At 62.0% G+C, this 19,380-nt stretch carries 22 protein-coding genes, 1 tRNA gene and 1 pseudogene; 10 read left to right on the top strand and 14 right to left on the bottom strand.

Going from position 1 to position 19,380, the window contains the following annotated elements:
* Positions 1–127 precede the first annotated feature (127 nt).
* Positions 128–310, bottom strand: coding sequence for a sulfur starvation response protein OscA (gene oscA, locus DWF74_RS16945; RefSeq protein WP_022643503.1), 183 nt, complete (start codon positions 308–310; stop codon positions 128–130).
* A 513-nt stretch (positions 311–823) separates the two neighbouring features.
* The gene (gene dibA, locus DWF74_RS16940; protein WP_102862583.1) at positions 824–2,743 is read right to left on the bottom strand and encodes a phosphodiesterase DibA; all 1,920 of its coding nucleotides are present in this window, start codon (positions 2,741–2,743) and stop codon (positions 824–826) included.
* A 146-nt stretch (positions 2,744–2,889) separates the two neighbouring features.
* Here dibA and desA point away from each other — a divergent pair, with 146 nt between their 5' ends.
* A complete protein-coding gene (gene desA / locus DWF74_RS16935; protein ID WP_102862582.1) occupies positions 2,890–4,074 on the top strand; it encodes a delta-9 fatty acid desaturase DesA in 1,185 nt (394 codons plus the stop codon).
* A 187-nt stretch (positions 4,075–4,261) separates the two neighbouring features.
* Complete coding sequence (locus tag DWF74_RS16930) at positions 4,262–5,254, top strand: GGDEF domain-containing protein (RefSeq protein ID WP_102862581.1); 993 nt, start codon at positions 4,262–4,264, stop codon at positions 5,252–5,254.
* A 106-nt stretch (positions 5,255–5,360) separates the two neighbouring features.
* Here the strand turns inward: DWF74_RS16930 and DWF74_RS16925 are convergent, their stop codons facing one another.
* The 9 genes from DWF74_RS16925 to DWF74_RS16885 form a co-directional block, all read right to left on the bottom strand.
* Positions 5,361–6,575: a response regulator gene (locus tag DWF74_RS16925; RefSeq protein WP_102862580.1), complete on the bottom strand. Its 1,215-nt coding sequence runs from the start codon at positions 6,573–6,575 to the stop codon at positions 5,361–5,363.
* 142 nt (positions 6,576–6,717) lie between these two features.
* The gene (gabT, locus tag DWF74_RS16920; RefSeq protein ID WP_102862579.1) at positions 6,718–7,995 is read right to left on the bottom strand and encodes a 4-aminobutyrate--2-oxoglutarate transaminase; all 1,278 of its coding nucleotides are present in this window, start codon (positions 7,993–7,995) and stop codon (positions 6,718–6,720) included.
* A 177-nt stretch (positions 7,996–8,172) separates the two neighbouring features.
* Positions 8,173–9,615, bottom strand: coding sequence for an NADP-dependent succinate-semialdehyde dehydrogenase (gene gabD, locus DWF74_RS16915; RefSeq protein WP_060836957.1), 1,443 nt, complete (start codon positions 9,613–9,615; stop codon positions 8,173–8,175).
* Between the two features lie 378 nt (positions 9,616–9,993).
* Positions 9,994–10,308: a RebB family R body protein gene (locus DWF74_RS16910; RefSeq protein ID WP_102862578.1), complete on the bottom strand. Its 315-nt coding sequence runs from the start codon at positions 10,306–10,308 to the stop codon at positions 9,994–9,996.
* A 55-nt stretch (positions 10,309–10,363) separates the two neighbouring features.
* Positions 10,364–10,678, bottom strand: coding sequence for a RebB family R body protein (locus DWF74_RS16905; RefSeq protein ID WP_011058563.1), 315 nt, complete (start codon positions 10,676–10,678; stop codon positions 10,364–10,366).
* A gap of 112 nt (positions 10,679–10,790) precedes the next feature.
* A complete protein-coding gene (locus tag DWF74_RS16900) occupies positions 10,791–11,312 on the bottom strand; it encodes a hypothetical protein (RefSeq protein WP_240321943.1) in 522 nt (173 codons plus the stop codon).
* 169 nt (positions 11,313–11,481) lie between these two features.
* Positions 11,482–12,144 (bottom strand): hypothetical protein, encoded by a 663-nt coding sequence (locus DWF74_RS16895; protein WP_115581342.1) that lies wholly within the window; start codon positions 12,142–12,144, stop codon positions 11,482–11,484.
* 24 nt (positions 12,145–12,168) lie between these two features.
* Positions 12,169–12,396, bottom strand: coding sequence for a RebB family R body protein (locus DWF74_RS16890; RefSeq protein WP_011058560.1), 228 nt, complete (start codon positions 12,394–12,396; stop codon positions 12,169–12,171).
* A 119-nt stretch (positions 12,397–12,515) separates the two neighbouring features.
* Positions 12,516–13,058 carry an RNA polymerase sigma factor gene (locus DWF74_RS16885; protein WP_162884103.1) on the bottom strand — a complete coding sequence of 181 codons (543 nt, stop codon included), beginning with the start codon at positions 13,056–13,058 and terminating at the stop codon, positions 12,516–12,518.
* Positions 13,059–13,246: 188 nt separating this feature from the next.
* On the opposite strand from DWF74_RS16885, the gene DWF74_RS16880 reads away from it, so the two are divergent.
* The 8 genes and pseudogenes from DWF74_RS16880 to DWF74_RS16850 all read left to right on the top strand — a co-directional run bounded on the left by DWF74_RS16880 (position 13,247) and on the right by DWF74_RS16850 (position 17,832).
* A tRNA-Arg gene (locus DWF74_RS16880) sits at positions 13,247–13,323 on the top strand.
* A gap of 244 nt (positions 13,324–13,567) precedes the next feature.
* Positions 13,568–13,699: pseudogene (locus DWF74_RS30685) on the top strand (IS5/IS1182 family transposase); the annotation flags it as partial.
* Entirely contained in the window at positions 13,673–13,888 is a 216-nt protein-coding gene (locus DWF74_RS16875) for an N-6 DNA methylase (RefSeq protein ID WP_240322067.1), read from the top strand. The pseudogene DWF74_RS30685 and the gene DWF74_RS16875, both read left to right, overlap by 27 nt.
* A 25-nt stretch (positions 13,889–13,913) precedes the next feature.
* The gene (locus DWF74_RS30440; protein ID WP_162884102.1) at positions 13,914–14,090 is read left to right on the top strand and encodes a hypothetical protein; all 177 of its coding nucleotides are present in this window, start codon (positions 13,914–13,916) and stop codon (positions 14,088–14,090) included.
* A 79-nt stretch (positions 14,091–14,169) separates the two neighbouring features.
* Positions 14,170–15,006, top strand: coding sequence for an HAD family hydrolase (locus DWF74_RS16865; RefSeq protein WP_115581341.1), 837 nt, complete (start codon positions 14,170–14,172; stop codon positions 15,004–15,006).
* Between the two features lies 1 nt (position 15,007).
* Positions 15,008–16,012, top strand: a complete 1,005-nt coding sequence (locus DWF74_RS16860) for a virulence RhuM family protein (RefSeq protein WP_115582454.1) — start codon at positions 15,008–15,010, stop codon at positions 16,010–16,012.
* 520 nt (positions 16,013–16,532) lie between these two features.
* Positions 16,533–17,384, top strand: a complete 852-nt coding sequence (locus DWF74_RS16855; RefSeq protein ID WP_115581340.1) for a hypothetical protein — start codon at positions 16,533–16,535, stop codon at positions 17,382–17,384.
* Positions 17,368–17,832: a hypothetical protein gene (locus tag DWF74_RS16850; protein ID WP_102862573.1), complete on the top strand. Its 465-nt coding sequence runs from the start codon at positions 17,368–17,370 to the stop codon at positions 17,830–17,832. The genes DWF74_RS16855 and DWF74_RS16850 overlap by 17 nt, the downstream gene beginning before the upstream one ends.
* A gap of 18 nt (positions 17,833–17,850) precedes the next feature.
* On the opposite strand, the gene DWF74_RS16845 is transcribed toward DWF74_RS16850, so the two are convergent.
* The 3 genes from DWF74_RS16845 to DWF74_RS16835 form a co-directional block, all read right to left on the bottom strand.
* Positions 17,851–18,039, bottom strand: coding sequence for a hypothetical protein (locus DWF74_RS16845; protein ID WP_102862572.1), 189 nt, complete (start codon positions 18,037–18,039; stop codon positions 17,851–17,853).
* Between the two features lie 72 nt (positions 18,040–18,111).
* Positions 18,112–18,786 carry a hypothetical protein gene (locus DWF74_RS16840; RefSeq protein WP_115581339.1) on the bottom strand — a complete coding sequence of 225 codons (675 nt, stop codon included), beginning with the start codon at positions 18,784–18,786 and terminating at the stop codon, positions 18,112–18,114.
* The gene (locus DWF74_RS16835; protein ID WP_060836949.1) at positions 18,783–19,364 is read right to left on the bottom strand and encodes an RNA polymerase sigma factor; all 582 of its coding nucleotides are present in this window, start codon (positions 19,362–19,364) and stop codon (positions 18,783–18,785) included. Before DWF74_RS16835 ends, DWF74_RS16840 begins: the two co-directional genes overlap by 4 nt.
* Positions 19,365–19,380 lie beyond the last annotated feature (16 nt).

The raw sequence follows: 19,380 nt of genomic DNA, 5'->3' as shown, positions 1-19,380 counted from the left end.
GCGAATCAGGCCCGCATTCGTGGGCGAATGCTGGGGTTCAGACTGGGGGTCATGGATGACGCCCTCCGGTTGTCCAGTCGGGCCTCTCGATCACGAGAGGGTGATGCGGTCTTCGACTGCGCTGCAGTCAGCTGGGTTTGTTGCCGGGCTGTTGCAGGCGGAATTTTTCCTTGCGTTCGATCTGCACGACCTGGGCGTTGTGCACGGTGATTTCCACCGCGCCAAAGCGCAGGTCGCGCAGGGCGCTTTGAATTTCCCGCAAGATGGTTGCTTCGTCCTGGCCGTCAACGCTACGTAGAGATGCGCTCATGGTGCTGCTCCTGAGTGAAAGGTGCCTGGCAGTGGCGGCACTGCTTGCGGCGTGGGAGCAATAGTAGATAGGCGCGGATATTCTTAAAAATACTGTTTAAGAATGTTTATATAACCAGAAAAATTATTCGACCTGACAGCAGCTTAGCCCCCTGTAGCCGCTGCCGAGCCTGCGAGCCTGCGAGGCTGCGACAAGGCCGTCAGGCCTTCAGCGGTCTACAACATTTGCGCCCGCGTTGCGGTCGTTCGCAGCTTCGCAGGCTCAGCAGCGGCTACAAGGGTTGGTGGAGGCCGTTTTGTCGGCGCGCCCGTCCGGGCAGAGCCTGGGAACTCCCCTGGCCATGGCGCATTCGATCCTGTAGCCGCTGCCGAGCTTTCGCGAGGCTGCGACAAGGCCCGCAGGGCCTTGCCTGGCGATCCATAGACGACCCCTTGACGTTCTTACATCGCCGCAACCGCTGTGTCGGAGTGGCGCCCAGCTCGTTCGCAGCCTGCGGCAGCGGCTACAGGGGTATCAGCGGATGGCGGGGGCATTGCTCCAGTCGAGCTGCTCCGCCGGCACCGGCCGGCCGAACCAGTAGCCCTGGCCCAGGTCACAGTCGTGTTCGAGCAGGAACCGCGCCTGCTCCGCTTGCTCGATACCCTCGGCGTGAACCTGCATGCCCATGCTCTGGGCCAGGGCGATGATCACCCGAGAGATCGCCGCATCGTCTTCATCGAACGGCAGGCCGGCGACAAAACCCTGGTCGATCTTGAGCTTCTGTACCGGCAGGCGCTTGAGGCGCAGCAAGGACGAGTAGCCGGTACCGAAGTCATCGATGGCCAGGCGAATGCCCAGTTCACGCAGACGGTGCATCTGCTCCAGCGCCACCTCGGGATCGTCCATGACCGCGCTTTCGGTGACCTCCAGTTCCAGGTAGGCCGGGTCCAGGCCGGTGTCGTGCAGCACCTGGGCCACCTGCTGATAGAGCTCGCTGCGCGCGAACAGACGGGTCGATACGTTCACCGCGACAAACGACAGCACCACACCTTCAGCCTGCCATTGGCACATCTGCCGGCAGGCCTGCTGCATGACCCAGGCGTCGATCTCGGCAATCATCCCGGTGCGTTCGGCAATCGGAATGAACTCCGCCGGGGACACCAGGCCGCGTTGCGGATGCTCCCAACGCACCAGGGCCTCGACGCCGATCAGGCGACTGTTCTTGAGATCGTGCACCGGCTGGTAGTAGACCCGTAGCTCCTGCTGCTCCAGGGCCCGGCGCAGTTCGAAGGCAATCTCCACCCGTTGCTGGGCATGGGCGGTGAGCTCCTCGGTGTACAGGGCATAGCCGTTGCGCCCGGCGCTCTTGGCCTTGAACAGCGCCGCATCGGCGTTGCGCAGCAACTGGCTGGCGCTCAGGGCGTCACTGGGGAACAGACTGATGCCGATGCTGGCGTTGATCACCACCTGCTGTTCACCCAGCTGGAAGGGCTCCTTGAGGCCGTCGATGATGCGCTGCGCCAGGGCCGCGGCCTGCACCAGTTGCGGGCAGCTTTCGGCCAGCACTGCGAACTCGTCGCCTCCCAGACGCGCCAGGGTCATGCCCGGGCCGAACATGCCCCCCAGGCGCTCGCCCACGGCCTTGAGCAACTGGTCGCCGACGTTGTGGCCGAGGCTGTCGTTGATCATCTTGAAATGATCCAGGTCGATCATCAGCATCGCGCAGCCGCGCTTGTGGATCTGCGCCGAGGCCAGGGCCTGTTCGGCACGATCGGTGAACAGCAGGCGGTTGGGCAGGTCGGTCAAGGGGTCGTGGTGGGCCAGGTGGGCCAGTTCGTGCTCGGAATCCTTGATCGCACTGATGTCGGAGAACACCGCGACATAGTGGGTGAGCTCGCCCTGCTCATCGCGGATCGCGCGAATGCTCTGCCATTGCGGGTAGATCTCGCCGCTCTTGCGTCGATTCCAGATTTCGCCGCTCCATTCGCCGGTTTTCTGCAGCGAGTCGAACATCGCCTTGTAGAAGTCCGGCGAATGGTGGCCGGACTTGAACAGGCTCGGCTGGCGACCCAGCACTTCTTCGCGCTGGTAGCCGGTGATCTCGATGAAGGCGCGATTGACGTGGACGATCTGGCCCTGGGTGTCGCTGACCAGCACGCCCTCGCGGGTGCAGTCGAACACTGCCGCCGCCTGGCGCAGGCGCTCGCGATCCTTCTGCTGATGGCGCAACCAGCGGTCGGCGCCCATGACTCGCAACAGGCGGGCCCGGGCAAAGAAGATCAGCACCGCGCTGACCAGTGCCCAGGCGTAGCCACTGACCTCGTGCCAGTAGGCCTGGTCGGCAAATTCATCGAAGAAACTGCTCAGTAAATAACCACTGAACTGCAGCCAGATCAGGGACAGCAGCAGATAGAGCAGCGCGGCACGCAAGCCATTGCGATAAGAAACCGACATAAGTCCGTCTATTTCCACACGAAAAGTTCGGGATTATAGAGGAAGAAACATGCCGCCACTCTTATCTGAAAGGGCGACTGGTTTTCTCCGCGGGCTTGGTGATAATGCCTGGGCTGTTTTTTTCTTTATCGAGGGCCTTATCGCCTATGTGGTACGAAGGTTTACTTGGCTTGTCCGCCTGGCAACTGGTGGCAGTCACTCTGTTGATGACCCACGTGACCATCGTTGCGGTCACGATCTATCTGCATCGCTATTCCGCGCACCGTTCCCTGGAACTCAACGCCGGCCTGAAACACTTCTTCCGCTTCTGGCTGTGGCTGACCACGGCGCAGAACACCCGCGAGTGGACCGCCATCCACCGCAAGCACCACGCCAAGTGCGAGACCGTCGACGACCCCCACAGCCCGGTGATCAAGGGCCTGTCCACGGTGCTGCGCAAGGGCGCCGAGCTGTATCGCGAAGAGGCCAAGAACCCGGAAACCCTGCGCATCTACGGCAAGAACTGCCCGGAAGACTGGATCGAGCGCAACCTCTACAGCCGCTACAAGCTGGGCGGTATCGCGCTGATGGCGGTCATCGACCTGCTGCTGTTCGGCACCATCGGCATCACCATCTGGGCGATCCAGATGATGTGGATTCCATTCTGGGCCGCCGGCGTGATCAACGGCCTGGGCCACGCCGTCGGCTACCGCAACTTCGAATGCCGCGACGCCGCCACCAACCTGGTGCCCTGGGGCATCATCGTCGGCGGCGAAGAACTGCATAACAACCATCACACCTACCCCAACTCGGCCAAGCTCTCGGTGAAGAAGTGGGAGTTCGACATGGGCTGGGCCTGGATCAAGGTCTTCAGCTTCCTGCGCCTGGCCAAGGTCCAGCGCGTAGCGCCCATCGCCCACCGGGTCGAAGGCAAGGGCCACCTGGACATGGACACTGCCATGGCCATCCTCAACAACCGGTTCCAGATCATGGCCCAGTACCGCAAGCTGGTGATCGGCCCGCTGGTGAAACAGGAGCTGGCCAAGGTCGATCACTCGGTGCGCCACCAGTTCCATCGCGCCAAGCGCCTGCTGTCCCGGGAAACCAGCCTGCTGGAAGACCGCCACCACCTGCGCATCCAGACCATGCTGGAACACAGCCAGGCGTTGAAGGTGATCTACGAAAAGCGCCTGGCCCTGCAGCAGATCTGGGTCAAGACCAGCGCCAACGGCCACGACATGCTGGCGGCGATCAAGGACTGGGTGCACGAGGCCGAGGCCAGCGGTATCCAGTCCCTGCGGGACTTCGCCAATCAGCTGAAAACCTACTCCCTGCGTCCTACCGCAGCCTGAGCCAAAGCCCCTCGCCACAAGCCGGCGAGGGGCGACTGCGACCGTCCGGCGGGCGCGCCAAGTATCGCCGCAACGGCTGGGAACTTAGCGTCCGATCCCCTATCTCACTGAACACTTCGCCACCCAGGCGGGCTTGGTTGTGGCCGCTGTCGAACTTGGCGCGGCACGCCCTTTGAGATCTGTGCCGATGGTCAATAAGAATTCACACACTCCATCTTCGCTTCCCCAGTGGCCCGAAGCCGCGCAAACCCTGATGGCCCTGATGCATGCACAGGGCGAAGTCGCCCGCCTGACCGAGCGCGAGCAGCTGTTCAGCGCCCTGCTGGTCAGCGTCAATGCAGTGCTCTGGGCCTTCGATTGGGACAACCGCCAGGTGCTGTACGTCAGCCCGGCCTATGAACGGATCTTCGGTCGCCCGGCAGGCCTGCTGCTGGCGGACTTCAACCAGTGGCGCGACAGCATCTACCCCGACGACCTGGAATACGCCGAGCGCAGCCTGGCCCAGGTCCTGGACAGGGGCGCGGTGGAAGATCGCGAGTACCGCATCATCGATGCCCAGGGGCAGGTGCGCTGGCTCAGCGACAAATGCTTCATCAACCGCAACACCGAACCCGGGCAGCGGCTGATCGTGGTGGGCATTGCCGAAGACATCACCGAAAAGAAGCAGTTGGAAGCCGAGCTGCAACGCCTGGCCACCACTGATGTGCTGACCCAGAGCAGCAACCGCCGGCACTTCTTCGAATGCGCCAACCGCGAGTTCGAACAGGCACGCCGGCAAGGTTTACCCCTGGTCTTTCTGTTGCTGGACATCGATGACTTCAAGGTGATCAACGACACCTACGGCCATCCCGAAGGCGACATCGTTCTGCAGCGCATTGCCGAGAGCGGACGGGCTGCACTGCGTCGGGGAGACCTGTTCGGGCGCATCGGCGGTGAAGAGTTCGCGGCGGTGTTTCCCGGCTGCAGCGCGGACATGGCCCATCAGGTCGCCGAACGCCTGCAGCGCGAGATTCAGCGGCAGACCTTCAGTTGCCAGGGCCAGACCTTCAACATCACCATCAGCCAGGGGCTGAGCAGCCGGCGCCGCGAAGATGAAAGCCTCGACAGCCTGTTCGCCCGGGCCGATGCGGCGATGTACCAAGCCAAGCGCCAGGGCAAGAACCGCATCGTCAGCGGATAACCACGCGCGCCCCCATCCGTGGGAGCTGGCTTCCCAGCGAACAGGCCCTAAAGGCCCACAGCGCGGTGGCGAATGTCTTCGCCGGCGAGCCGGCGGCTAAAGAGGATCAGCCCTTGCGCAGGCGGGAAAGCTCCGGCAAGCCGACTTTCAGCAGGCGCGCCGTCTTGCTGCGGGCCACCTCCTCCACCCCTTCATGTTCGGTCAGCCGCGCCAGTTGCGCCGCCAGGTTCATCACCAGGGCTTCGCGGGAATAGACCCCTCCGCCCAACTGGTAGATCGAGGCGATCAGTTCACGCAGCTCCAGGGGCATGCGCCAGCGAGTGCGCAGCGCCGAACCATAGGCGGCACCGAAGCGCTCCAGGGCATCACCGATTTCTTCCTGCTCATCCAGTTCGCCACCGGCCTGCTTCCACTCTTGCAGACAACGCAGCAATGCCAGATCGCCCAACCGGTGCAACAGGCCCGCGCAATAGCAACGCTCCTGATCCAGGTCCAGCAGGCGGGCCAGGGTCCGACCATATTCCGCCGTGTGCAGGGACAACTCCCAGTAGCGCTCGGCATAGTCAGCCAGGGCCGGCTCGCTCAGCCGCGCGCTACGCTTGAGGGCCAGGCCCAGAATCAGGTTCATGCTCTGCCCGGTACCCAGCCGGTGCAGGGCCTGGGACAGGGTCTGTACGCCTTCACCGTTGTGTTGCGCGGCACTGTTGGCGGCGCAGATCAGCACGGCAGTGATCTGGGGATCGGTGCGGATCTCCTCCTCCAGCAGCTTGAGGTCCAGCCCGTCGGGGTTGAGGCTGCGCTTGACCGCCAATTGCACATCGGTCAGCAGCGGCGCGCCATCGGCGATCTCGCGACGGCGTTCAAGAAAGGTCCACAGGGTCATGCCCGGGGCCAGGGTCGGCACCTCGCAGGCAACCTCCTGGCCAGCATCCAGCAGCAGCCCCTGCAGGCGCTGGGTCAGGCTTTCCATGTTCAAGGGTTTGGTCAGGTAGGCCGTGGGTGCCAGAGGCAAGGCCTCGCGCACGCTGGCACTGTCGCTGCGCACGCTGAGCAGAATGAATGGCTGCAACGGGTTGCGCTTGCGCTGGCGCACGGAGCGCAGCAAGGCGAGACCGTCGATGCCCGGCAACTCCCAGTCGGCAATGATCAGGTCATAAGGTTTGGCGCTCAACAGTTCCAGGGCTTCCTGACCGTCGGCACACAGATCCAGACGCGCGTCACAGCGCACGTTGAGCAGCACTTGCTTGAGCAAATCGCGAGACCAGGGATCGGCCTCGGCAATCAGCACACGAGGTACAGCGGGTAAATCAACAGCGGTCATGCAGCACGCTCCCTAGGCAATCCTTTGCACCTTAGTCAATGCACGGGCTTCCATACAGCGCAAATCCCCTATGGACCGCCTGGGGATGAAAAAAACCCGCCGAAGCGGGTTTTTTTGTCGATCAGGTCACAGCAGCAACCACTCAGAGTTCAGCGAAGCACTCTTCGATGATGGCCAGGCCTTTATCCAGTTGCTCGTCCGGCGAGGTCAGCGGAACCAGGACCCGCAACACGTTGCCGTAGGTGCCGCAGGACAGCAGGATCAGCCCCTTGTCGCGAGCCTTGGCCACGACCTGAGCCACAGCAGCGGCGTTCGGCTTGTGGCTGTCGCCGTTCTCGAACAGTTCCACCGCGATCATCGCGCCCAGGGCGCGCACTTCGCCGATCACCGGGTACTTGGCCTGGATGGCCTTGAGGCCGGTCACCAGACGCTCGCCCACCGCCTTGCAGCGATCGAGCAGGTGCTCTTCTTCGAACACTTCCATCACCGCCAGAGCGGCGGCACAGGCGATCGGGCTACCGGCGTAGGTGCCGCCCAGGCCGCCTGGAGCGATGGCGTCCATGTATTCGGCCTTGCCGCAGACACCGGCCAGCGGGAAGCCGCCAGCGATGGATTTGGCGAAGGTGGTCAGGTCGGCGGCAACACCCATCTGTTCCATGGCGAAGAAGGTGCCGGTACGGCCCGCGCCGGTCTGCACTTCGTCGGCGATCAGCAGGATGCCGTGCTGATCGCACAGGGCGCGCAGGCGCTTCATGAACTCTTTGGGCGCGACGTAGAAACCGCCTTCGCCTTGCACCGGCTCAATGATGATGGCAGCGATATCACGTGGCTCAGCGTCATTTTTGAAGATGCGCTCGATGCTGGCGATGGAGTCGTCGATGCTCACGCCATGCAGTTCGTTGGGGTACAGCGCACGGAAGATACCGCCTGGCATCAGACCCATGCCGGCCGAGTAAGGCACGACTTTACCGGTCAGGCCCAGGGTCATCATGGTGCGGCCATGGTAGGCGCCAGTGAAGGCGATCACGCCGGCGCGGCCAGTGGCGGCACGGGCGATCTTCACGGCGTTTTCCACGGCTTCGGAACCGGTGGTCACCAGCAGGGTTTTCTTGGCGAAGTCACCCGGAACCTTGGCGTTGATTTTCTCGCACAGTTCCACGTAAGGCTCGTAGGCCAGAACCTGGAAGCACGTGTGGGTCAGCTTGTTCAACTGCTCGGTCACCGCGGCGATGATTTTCGGGTGCACGTGACCGGTGTTCAGTACCGCGATACCGCCGGCGAAGTCGATGAACTCGCGGCCTTCAACGTCGGTGACGGTGGCGTTCTTCGCGCTGTCGGCGAAGATCGGGTGAATCTGGCCAACACCGCGTGGTACAGCGGCTTCACGGCGTTTCATCAAGGATGCGTTGGTCTTGCTCATAGTGTCCTCATTCACCGCTGCTACAGCGGTGTGATTCAAGGGTTGCGGGGCGGGGAAGCGCCTGCGACAGCATGCGATGATCGACTGCCGGAGCGGTCCCGGGCCACCTTGAAAAAGTGCGTTTTTAAAGCGGCGCCAGGGGACAGCGCTCTCGTGCCCCCGGCGCTTGAAACCGGATCAGATACCCAGGCAGAGGTATTTGATTTCCAGGTAATCCTCGATCCCGTACTTGGAGCCTTCACGGCCCAGGCCCGAAGCCTTGATGCCACCGAACGGCGCCACTTCGTTGGAGATCAGGCCGGTGTTGACCCCGACCATGCCGTATTCCAGGGCCTCGGCCACACGGAACACACGCCCCAGGTCGCGGGCGTAGAAGTACGACGCCAGGCCGAACTCGGTGTCGTTGGACATGGCGATGACTTCGGCTTCGTCTTTGAAGCGGAACAGCGGCGCCAGCGGGCCGAAGGTTTCTTCCTTGGCCACGGCCGCGTCTTTCGGTACGTTGACCAGGATGGTCGGCTCAAAGAAGTTGCCTTCCATCGGCTTGCCACCGGCCAGCAGGGTCGCGCCTTTTTTCAGGGCGTCGGCGATGTGTTCCTGGACCTTGGCTACGGCTTTTTCATCGATCAGCGGGCCGGTGGTGGTGCCTTCTTCCAGACCGTTGCCGATCTTCAGCTTGGCCACGGCCACTTTCAGCTTCTCGGCGAAGGCGTCGTAGACCGAATCCTGGATGTACAGGCGGTTGGCGCAGACGCAGGTCTGACCGTTGTTGCGGTACTTGGAGATGATCGCGCCTTCGACGGCCTTATCCAGGTCGGCGTCGTCGAACACGATGAACGGCGCGTTGCCGCCCAGTTCCAGGGAAACTTTCTTGATGTCCTTGGCGCATTCGGCCATCAGCTGGCGACCGATTTCGGTGGAGCCGGTGAACGACAGCTTGCGCACGATCGGGTTGCTGGTCAGCTCGCCGCCGATGTCGCCGGCACTGCCGGTGACCACGCTGAGCACGCCTTTCGGAATCCCGGCGCGGTGCGCCAGTTCCACCAGGGCCAGGGCCGAGAACGGGGTTTGCGAAGCGGGCTTGATGACCATGGTGCAACCGGCGGCCAGGGCCGGGCCGGCTTTACGGGTAATCATCGCCGCCGGAAAGTTCCACGGGGTGATGGCGGCGGTCACGCCGATCGGCTGCTTGATCACGATCAGGCGCTTGTCCGGCTGATGGCCCGGGATCACGTCACCGTAGATGCGCTTGGCTTCTTCGGCGAACCATTCGATGAAGGAGGCGGCGTAAGCGATTTCGCCCTTGGCTTCGGCCAGCGGCTTGCCCTGCTCCAGGGTCATCAGGCGACCCAGGTCGTCCTGGTTTTCGATCAGCAGTTCATACCAGCGACGCAGCTTGGTGGCGCGCTCCTTGGCGGTCAGGGCACGCCAGGCCGGCAGGGCCTTGTCGGCGGCTTCGATGGCGCGGCGGGTTTCGGCGGCGCCCATCTTGGGTACGGTACCGAGGATTTCACCGGTAGCGGGGTTGTTGACCTTGATCGTCTGGCCGTTGTCCGCGTCAACCCAAGCTCCATCGATGAAGGCTTGTTGGCGGAACAACTGGGCGTCTTTGAGCTGCATGTCGGCTTCCTTAACAGCACCGCGCATACGCGGGGCGAATTGTGATTGTAAAAAAGGCGCCCTGTCAGGCATGGACCGCGCTGGCGCGTCTGCAAGCCCTGGACAAAGCTGCCGTCAGGAAAATCGTTCACTGGGTAAAAGCACGAAAATGTCGCACACAAGGATAGACGTGCGCTTGGGCACCCAGGCAAGAGCGTTTGAAATCTCAAACGAATCCTAGGGTCAACAGGGGTAAAGGACAATAGGCTGTTCGAAAAAAAGAACGTAAACGTCCTTCAGGTTAAAAATTTCAGATCAACGTCACTCGCAACCGCCGAAAAGACAACGCCCCCGGGGCCTGCAGACCGCGGGGGCGTTGGCGTGACGCCAGGGAAAGGATCAGCTACTGAACGACTTGAGCACCGTCAACAGGCTGGTGAGGTTGTCGGCCACGCCGCCCTGGGCGACTTTCTCGGTGGCTGCCGCTCCGGCGGTGGTGTCGACGCTGTAGATCTGCATCACGCCCTGGTTGGTGGCCGCCTGGGCCAGGGTGTTTTGCTGCTGCTGGGCCGACACCGAGTTCTGGAACAGGATGGCCACGGACTGGCCCATGGACTGGTAGACGGTGCCCATCGCCATGGCCGGTGCTTCGGCAACGACCTTGACGTTGGTCTGGGTCACGGCATCGGTGATTTGCGGACTGACTGTGCTCATAAAAACTCCATTTTTTCAGCAGGAAAGTTCAACGGGAAATCAGGCGCTCAGCCACTCAGCTCTGGAAGGACTTGAGCACCGTCAGCAGGCTGGTGAGGTTGTCGGAGACCCCGCCCTGGGCAACCTTCTCGGTGGCGGCGGCGCCGGCGGTGGTGTCGACGCTGTAGATCTGCATCACGCCCTGGTTGGTCGCGGCCTGGGCCAGGGTGTTTTGCTGCTGCTGCGCCGAGACCGAGTTCTGGAACAGGATCGCGGTGGCCTGGGCCATGGATTGGTAGATGGTGCCCATCGCCATGGCCGGCGCTTCGGCGACGACTTTGACGTTGGTCTGGGTGACGGCATCGGTGATTTGTTCGTTTACAAGTGGCATGGCTCAACTTCCTTTGTTAGTACACGGAGCATTCCGTGTCTTTGAGTGAACGTGGCAGCCGTTTTGCTGTGAACTGCCAGGCCTGGGACCCTCGGCTTATTTCAGGGGGGGCTTATTGCCCCGCAGCGGCGAGCACCTGCTTGAGGGTGTCCTCGACTTTCTGCGACAACTCGGCCATGCGCGCCTCGACGGCGACTTTCACCTCCTGCTGCACCAGGGCGCTGATCATCGCCTTGAGGGCTGGATCGTCGGCAGGGGCAGGAGCTGGGGCGGGTGCCGCGACCTTGTCCGCACTCGGCGCCGCTGCCGGTTCTGCTGCGCCAGTCGGCGCTGGAGTGGCGGCCGCGGACTGGTGCTCGGCCGCCGCCAGCAGCTGACGCAGCACCAGCTCGCGCGCCTGGGGATCAGCCTTGCCGGCACCGGCCCCCGACAACTGCTCGATGATCTTGCGCGTGCGCTGCTCATCGGCCTCTATCAGCTCGACGGCCCGCTGCCGCGCCTGATCAACGCTCTGTTGCGCGGACTTGGACATGTCCAGCGGCTTGTTTTGGACAAACGCCTCCAGCACCTGGCGCTCGACCTGGGTCAACGGACGATTCAGATACTTCTCGGCAAAGAGAAGTATCGTCGCCATCGGGGTTTGCTCTTCATTCGCCATTGCATGCTCCTTGTTGATGAATGGCGTTGAAGGGCTGGGCACCGGGTCCGTCGAACTTCAACGCCTGGGGTGAACAGAGCGGCCGGCGAACGCCGGCGCCTCTTGCACGACGGCCCCGAGCGCCTTGCGCGCCCGAGGGTCGGACTCAGGAAGACGACGATCGATTGGCCAGAGTGGCGCTGTACTTGGCGATGCTGGCGTCGATCTTGTCGATGGCCATGCCGGCTGCCTCCGCTTCCATCGCCCCCGCCGCAGCCGCCACAGCAGCGGCCGCACCGACCATCAGGTCGGTGGCCAGCACGCCCAGGGCATCCTCGGCGGCGCCCTTGACGTTCTCTTTGACGATGTTCTCGGTCATCTGCTTGAGCAGCACCGCCTGGGCCGCCAGGGCCAGCTTGCTGACCCCGTCGAAATACCCCGCCGCCGACTGCGCCACCAGACCGGCGGCCTGGCTGATCATCATGTCCGGCGCGGCAGCGATCTGCGCCGGGGCATAGCTGAACGTCTGGGCATTGGTGAACTGCACCGCCTGGACGATCTGGCTGTTGAGCGCATCAGTGCTGTCGGTGCTGGGGCTGCCGGCCTGCTTGAGCAAATGGGCGTTCATCGTCTCCATCACCGAAGGCCGCGCGGCGGCGGACGGCGGTGATGGCACAGACTCGGTCGCCGCATCGGTGCCGGGCGACGTGGGCTCGCTGGGCGCCGCCTGCGGCTCGGCCGTTTCCGCACCCGGACTGGGGCCGGCCGCCGCGCTCGCGGTGTCATCGGCCGCGGCTGCGGGTGGGGTTTTCTTCTTGAACCATGCCATGACGATTCTCCTGGGCGATCAGCCCTATTCGCCGATCGCCATGATCAACGCCACGGCCTTGGACACCACCGCGTTAGAGATCTGGTTCAGCGCCTGCTGGCTGTTGACCGCGTTCTGCAACGACAGGCCCGCCGAGTGGCTGGCCACCTGATACAACGAGGCGATGGCCTGGGCCGGGGCTTCGGCCACCACCTTGACGTTGGTCTGGGTCACGGCATCGGTGATCTGCGAGTTGACCATTGGATCGGGCATACATCTCTCCTTAGATGGAATGGCCCACCGCAGAAGGCGGCGGCACCGGCTACAGCGTCGAAAACAGGCTCACTGAACAAGAACGTCCCGGCGCACCCGCTGTGAATCCTGCCACGCCCTCAACGCAGGGCCTCGCGCAACAATTGCACATGCTTGCGCGCCAGGGGCTGGTTCATTCCCAGCTCGGCGGCGATGTTCGGGTAGGGCAGATCGTCGACAAACTTCAGTTCAAACAAGCGGCGTTTTTTAAAGGGCAATTGCGCCACCCGCCGACTGAGCAGGGCCAGGGTTTCCAGCAGTTCCACCTGCTCCAGCACCGACATCTGCGGCGCCTCCAGCTGCTGCAGCGGGTCGTCCTCGAAATCGGCGAAATCCACGAACAGACGCTGCTCCCGCGCCCGCCGCCGACAGCTGTCGACAAACACATGATCGAGCACCAGAAACAGAAAGCCCTGGGGATCGCGAATCCGCTCCGGCGAACGGCGAAAGAACAGCAGCGCCTTGATCGCCGTGGCCGCCAGCCACTCCTGGGCGCCATCGGCGTTACCCCGCGCCAATTGCCGGGCGCGGCGCTGCAACCCGGGCAGCACCGCCTTCCAGCTGGCCTCGAACAGATGATCCGCCAACGCTGTCGGCAGGCCCTCTTGCATCAAACAGTTCATCTCCCGCACCTCCCTGTGCCCCGTGACTGCACGGATATGGCTGCAGGTTGCGCTGGGCCGACCGGCCGATGCAGCGGGAAAAACTGCCACTACGGCCCGGGTTTCCGGGGATTGCGCCGGGCGGTGGAAAAGGGATGCAAGCCGGCGTGGACGCTTCGAGTCGACATAGGTATGATGTCGCCCGCACTGCATCCGTAGCTCAGCTGGATAGAGTACTGCCCTCCGAAGGCAGGGGTCGTGGGTTCGAATCCCGCCGGGTGCACCAGCTTCAACGAGAAAGCCCCAGGTCTGATGACCTGGGGCTTTTTTGTTTCTGTCATGTAGACCTCAACGGTATCCAACGCCCTATGCACCAGGCAGCCGCCAAATGTCTAAATATCAGCCTTTAGAGATTTGCCAAAGCTTGCCCTTTAGCTGAATAAGACCTTGCTGTTTAAGGGCTTTAAGGATTCTCCGATCAAGTCCGCAGATGTGCTGAAATACGCCTGACAACCTGATCCGAGCTGACCATGAGCCAGATGAGCTTTTCCGACTTCGAATACGCCGGCTAGCGCAAGCAGACACGCCATGGACGCCTCCTCTCCGAGATGGATCAGGTCGTGCCCTGGAGTAGCTTGCAAGCGCTCATCGAGCCGTTCTACCTCCATCGTATTAACTCGGACAGATACAGCTACCGCGCCAGCCTGCGGGAAATTCGCGATAACAATTACAACCTGAATCTTGCGCGCTATATGGATACCTTCGAGGCCGAAGAGGAAATCGACCTGCTGGCGGTGCGTGCCGAGCGCCAGTTGCTCAAGGAGCAACTAGCTAAGCTGGAAGTACAGTAGGACGGGCACTTGAAGGAGCTTGGTCATGGTGCCTGAACCGATGCGCATCTACGTCGGCTCGATTTGCCGCTGGAAGGGAAAGAACGATTGTCTGGTCAGCCCCGACTATGTGGTGTTCAGTTGCGATGAAGAGTTGATGCTCGGCTCATACTTCGATCATTTTCGCCAAGCGCAACCCTGCAAGCCAAACTTACCTGCCTGAAACAAGAGAAAAAAGTCCTGATACAACAACTGCTCACCGACAAGCGCCGCGTAAAGATAGATAAGCCGGAGGTAGCCTAATGGCCAAGAAACACGTCCCTTTTGTAATCGCCTATGACTTCGACGGTACTTTGTCCCCCGGCAATATGCAGGAATATGACTTTGTTCCGGCACTGGGCATCAAGCCTGCCGACTTCTGGCGCGAGGCCAAGGCGATGGCCCAGGAGCAGCAGGCGGACGAGATTCTGGCCTATATGCGGTTGATGATCGAGCGCGCGAATACCGCCAAGGTCTCGGTACGTAAAAAGAACTTTGCCGATTTCGGCGCGCATATTCAGCTGTATCCGGGCGTGCAGGATTGGTTTAAACGCATCACCGAATATGGCCGCGCCAAAGGCGTCAAGGTCGAGCACTTCATCATCTCGTCGGGGCTACGCGAGATGATTGAGGGCACCCCCATCAACAAGCATTTCACTCGCGTCTACGCCTCTGGTTTTATGTACGACCATAACGATATCGCGCACTGGCCAGCATTGGCGGTGAACTACACCACCAAGACCCAGTATCTGTTCCGCATCAACAAGGGCAGCCTGGATGTGCACGATAACTCGGTGATCAACGCATTTGTCGAACCCGCCGAGCGGCCTGTACCGTTCAGCAATATGGTGTTTATCGGCGACGGCGAGACCGACATCCCCTCCATGCGCCTGGTCAAGAACCAGGGCGGTCATTCAATTGCCGTTTACGGCAAGGGCAAACGCGGCGCCCGCAACAAGGCGCTCAAGCTAGTCGAGGAAGGGCGCACCAATCTAGCCACCACCGCCGACTACACCGATGGTTCAACTATCGACCGAGCGATAAAGGCGATGATCGACAAAGTGATAGCAGACCGCACCATTGCGGAGGCGAATGGGTGATATGGCAAGTGGCGACCTGATTCTCTACAGCACAGAAGACGGCTTGGCGCAGCTCACCCTGCGCGAGATAGAGGGCCAAGTCTGGCTGACGCAACTGGAAATGGCCGAGTTGTACCAGACCAGCAAGCAGAATATCGGCAAGCATATCCAAGCCATCGTCGCTGATGGGGAGCTGGCTGAAGGGGCAGTTGTAAACCAGAAGTTTACTACTGCCGCCGACGGCAAGGATTACCTGACCCACCTCTATGCCCTGCCGATGATTATCGCCGTGGGTTACCGGGTACGCTCAACGCGTGGCACCCAGTTTCGTCAATGGGCCACCCGCACCCTGGGTGAGTACCTGCAGAAGGGCTTCGTGATGGACGACGCCCGATTGAAGGAGCCCCGCTGGGACTACTTCGATGAACTGCTCAAGCGCATCCGTGACATACGAGCCTCGGAGAAGCGCTTCTACCAAAAGGTGCGTGACCTCTTCACCTTGGCCGAAGATTACCGGGCCAATGAGCAGGACACCGCCCGCTTGTTTGCCGAAGTGCAGAACAAGCTGTTCTTCGCCGTTACTGGCTTCACCGCAGCCGAGCTGATCGTACGCCGCGCCGATGCTGGAGCACCGAATATGAATCTGCTCAGCTTCAAGGGCGACCGGGTGCGCAAGGCTGATGTTGTGGTGGCCAAGAACTACCTCAATGCCGAGGAGCTCGATCAGCTTAACCGTCTGGTTGGCATGTTCCTGGATTTCGCCGAACTTCGCGCCGAGCAACGTAAACACCTGCTGCTCGCGGACTGGCGGCAGTACATCGACAGTTTTATGGCCTTCAACGAGCAACCGCTGCTGCGTACCGCTGGCAGCATCAGCCACGAGCAGATGAAGCAGTTGGCACATGAGCGTTACGAGCAGTTCGACCTGCATCGCAGACAGACCGAAGCTTTAGCAGCCGATGCTCAAGAACTGGCAGAGCTGGAGCGCTTGGAAAAGCGCCTGAACAGTCAAAAAAAGAAGCGCTGATTGCTCGCGAATCGCCAAACGAGAGGGTGGCAGCTGTACGCAGGTTGGCGAACCGGTAAGTTAGTAAACCCGGCAGACCCGAAGATCTCCCGCACACAGCCGCCATAAATCGTCACTGCCCGTACAAAATTGCACTCGCAAAGAGACAACGACGCGACTGCGCCTAACTTGAAATGGATCGCCAAATCCGGTCGCTGATTTTGCAGCGACCGGCGGGACTATAAGAGGCTGCTACTGAGCAGATGCAAGGCGACGTGGTGACAGCGGTTTTCAACAACTTTTTTGCCAAACGCCATCAACCACAACCCTCTCCTATCCCGCCAAACACGGATGCTCCCAACAGATACAGTGAGCAATAACATCACCTCAAGACTCACAGACGCTACACGCCGGGTACGCCAAAACTGGCATTACCACGAACCGCCTCAACGGTTACTGGATCTACAGATCAAACTCTGCCAACCAACGTGCGCGTGAAGGCGCAGCTTGCTACATTCGCGGCCCCGGACAGGAGGTCTCCATGCTGTGCCATCCGTTGCTCAACCATCCCTTCGAGCCAGACATTCGTGACTGGGTCAGCTGTTTCATGGGCTATGACATGCCCCCGGAGCGGGATGCCGAACTGAGCCGCTTCAACCCCAATGATTCCCAGGACCGCGAATACCTGATCCGTCATTACGCGTTGCGGCGCGACTACCCCCAGCAGAACTTCCGTCATCGGCAACGGCTGGTGGAGGTTCTGCAAGCCGCACTGGACGATCCGGACTATGACTTCGACAACATCTGGGAGCCTGCTGAAGATGACGACGAATACGCGCAATGGCCCAGCACTTGGCCGGCGGTGCTCGACGACAGCCGGGACTTCTTCCAGCGCCTGCTGATCGCGGCCCGGGAGCGGTGGCACGAGGACCTGATCCGCGCCCGCTTGCCTTCTCTGCAGGCATGCAGGGCGATTGCGCAGCGGGATCGGGGCACCCGCGACTGGCTGTTCAACATCGACAACAGCGAAACCTGGAGAGCGGTCTTCAATGAGGCGGCCACGCCCTATGACTTCAATACCCCGGGCCCGGTGTTTCAAGGCGAGCAACTGAGCCTGCAGCTGTATGGCGATCTGGGACGGCTGTCCGTGCCTTGCACCTGGCCGGTAAGCCAGGCCCCAACCCACTGCCGCTTGCTGCTTCAGGTCCAGGGCATTAGCGAACTGGCGGTCAGCGGTACGCGCTTCGACGGGCGCATGCGTACCCAGCTCACCCGCCTCAACCCCGGTTATCACCTGCGCCTGGAAATCGGTTTTGACTGCGTGATCGAATGCGTGGCGCTGTCCGTGAACATCACCGACGTCGAAGGAATACGCGATGAAAAGCAACTTTGAAGTGGCCCTGGAACGTCAGGAAATGCCCCAGTTTTTTCGCGGCCAGGGCCAGTACCTGACCCGGGATGGCGATTGGGACGAGCACCTGTACTGCATCAACTGGCCAGGGATCTTCGCTTACCTGCGGGACCACGCCGATGGCGCACAGCAACTGAGCAGCGCCTTCGAGCTTTACGTCTACAGCGTTGGGGAAACCATCGAGGATTGCTTCGGCCTGCGGGAAAACCTGTTCGGCTACTACTCGACCCGGACCCGCTGGGCGCCCGAGAGCGTCGATCTGCTGGCACAGCTGCCGGAGCCCTGCCGGCGGCGCATCGTGCAGCGTTTGAGCTGGTATCGCTGGCAGGTGGAAAATCACGCCCGGCTGCTGCCGGAACGGGCCCGGCGCATGAGCGCGGACGGTGCCTGCGCCGAGTTCATCGACCTGCCCGCCTTGCCCTACAGCTGAACCCGACGGCCGCCGGGATTATTCATCCTCGGCGGCTTCAGCGTCCTGCTGCGCTTGTTCGGCTTCGTCCTGCGCCTCGGGATCGGCGCCCTCTTCAGCCTCTTCCAGGCCAAAGTCCTTGCGACTCTCCTTGATGGCCTGACGGATATCCGCGCCCTTGATCGGGCAGTTCAACATTGCCGCTATACGGTCGATGCGGGGTGCCATGACCGGCCTCTCACTTTCTGGAAACTGCGCAGATAGTGCGCGCTTTCCCTGGCGACAGCCAACCCCCGCACCTTATTGATGACGCAAGGCTTGCAGGCGCGCGTCCAGATCCTCCTGTGGATACTGTTCATGCAGCTGCAGCAGCAGCTCGGCCGCCTCGCGACTCTGGCCGCCTTCCCACAGGCGCAAGACCGCCTGAAGCTGTTTATCCAGCCGCTTGAGGGTCCGCGGCTCGGCCGGGGCCGACATGCGTTGGGCCAACTTGCTCGACTCAGCCCTGGGCTTGGCCATCGCTGGTGGCGCTGCGTCACTCAGCGCTTCGAGCTCTGGCGCCGCGGCAAAACTGCCCACAGGGGCTGCCGCAGTCATGGGCTCAGGGACACTCAAAGCCCCGGCCAGCTCGGCGGAGCGTGGCGCCGCCTGACGCGCCATGGGCGCCGCTGGGGTTGGAGCGGGCGCGGGCGCGGGAACAAAGGCCTGCTCTTGTGGATAGTGCTCCGGGGAAGGCCGCAGCAAACCAATGACCAGGGCCACGCCAAACAGGCTGGCAAAGGCCAGTTGATAGCGCGGCCGCTGGCAGGCGCGCATCCAGCGCTGCCAAAGACTCGGCTTGGGCGCAGGGGCTTCGCGGCGCGCAGTGGCCAGGATCAGGGCATCCAGATGGGCCGGTGGCTCCTGGGCGCTGTGTTGGCGGATGTGCGCCAGCATCTGCTCTTCAGGGGACGGGGTCTGTCGGGCGTCAGTCATGTGAGTACCTCCTCGGCCAGGAGCCGACGCAATTTTTTCAGCGCATAACGGAAACGGCTTTTCACCGTTTCCAGGGGCGCCTGGGTCAGGCTGGCGATCTCTGGCAGTTCCAGGTCGCCGTGGGCCCGCAGCAGGAACACTTCGCGCTGGTCTTCGGGCAAGTCCTGCAAGGCGGCTTCGATACGCTGCTGGTCGCGGCACAGGCTCAGTTGCTGTTCGGGGCCGGGAGCCTGGTCGGTTTCGCCGTGCAGTTGTTCGTCGTAGCTGTCGTGCAGCGGGTTGCGCTGGCCGTGCTTGCGCCAGTGGTCGATCAGGCGGTTGCGCGCGATCTGATACAGCCAGGTACGAAAGCTGGCCCGACCCTGGGGTTGGCTGGCGCTGCGGATCAGGCTGAGCCAGGTGTCCTGGTAGACCTCTTCCGCCAGCTCGGCCTTGCCGCACAGGCCCAGCACAAAGCCATACAGGCCCTGGCGGTGGCGCTGGTACAGCACCTCGAAAGCCGTCGGATCTCCGGCGCGATAACGCGCCAGCAGCGCTTCATCGCTGCTGGCATCGGTGGACATTTGAGGAGCAGACATGGGGCGGATGAACTCC

The organism is Pseudomonas protegens, assembly GCF_003363755.1.
Classification (GTDB): Bacteria; Pseudomonadota; Gammaproteobacteria; order Pseudomonadales; family Pseudomonadaceae; genus Aquipseudomonas; species Aquipseudomonas danubii.
The sequence above is the reverse complement of the archived record's forward strand: the minus strand, read 5'-3'. Positions and strand labels throughout refer to the sequence as shown.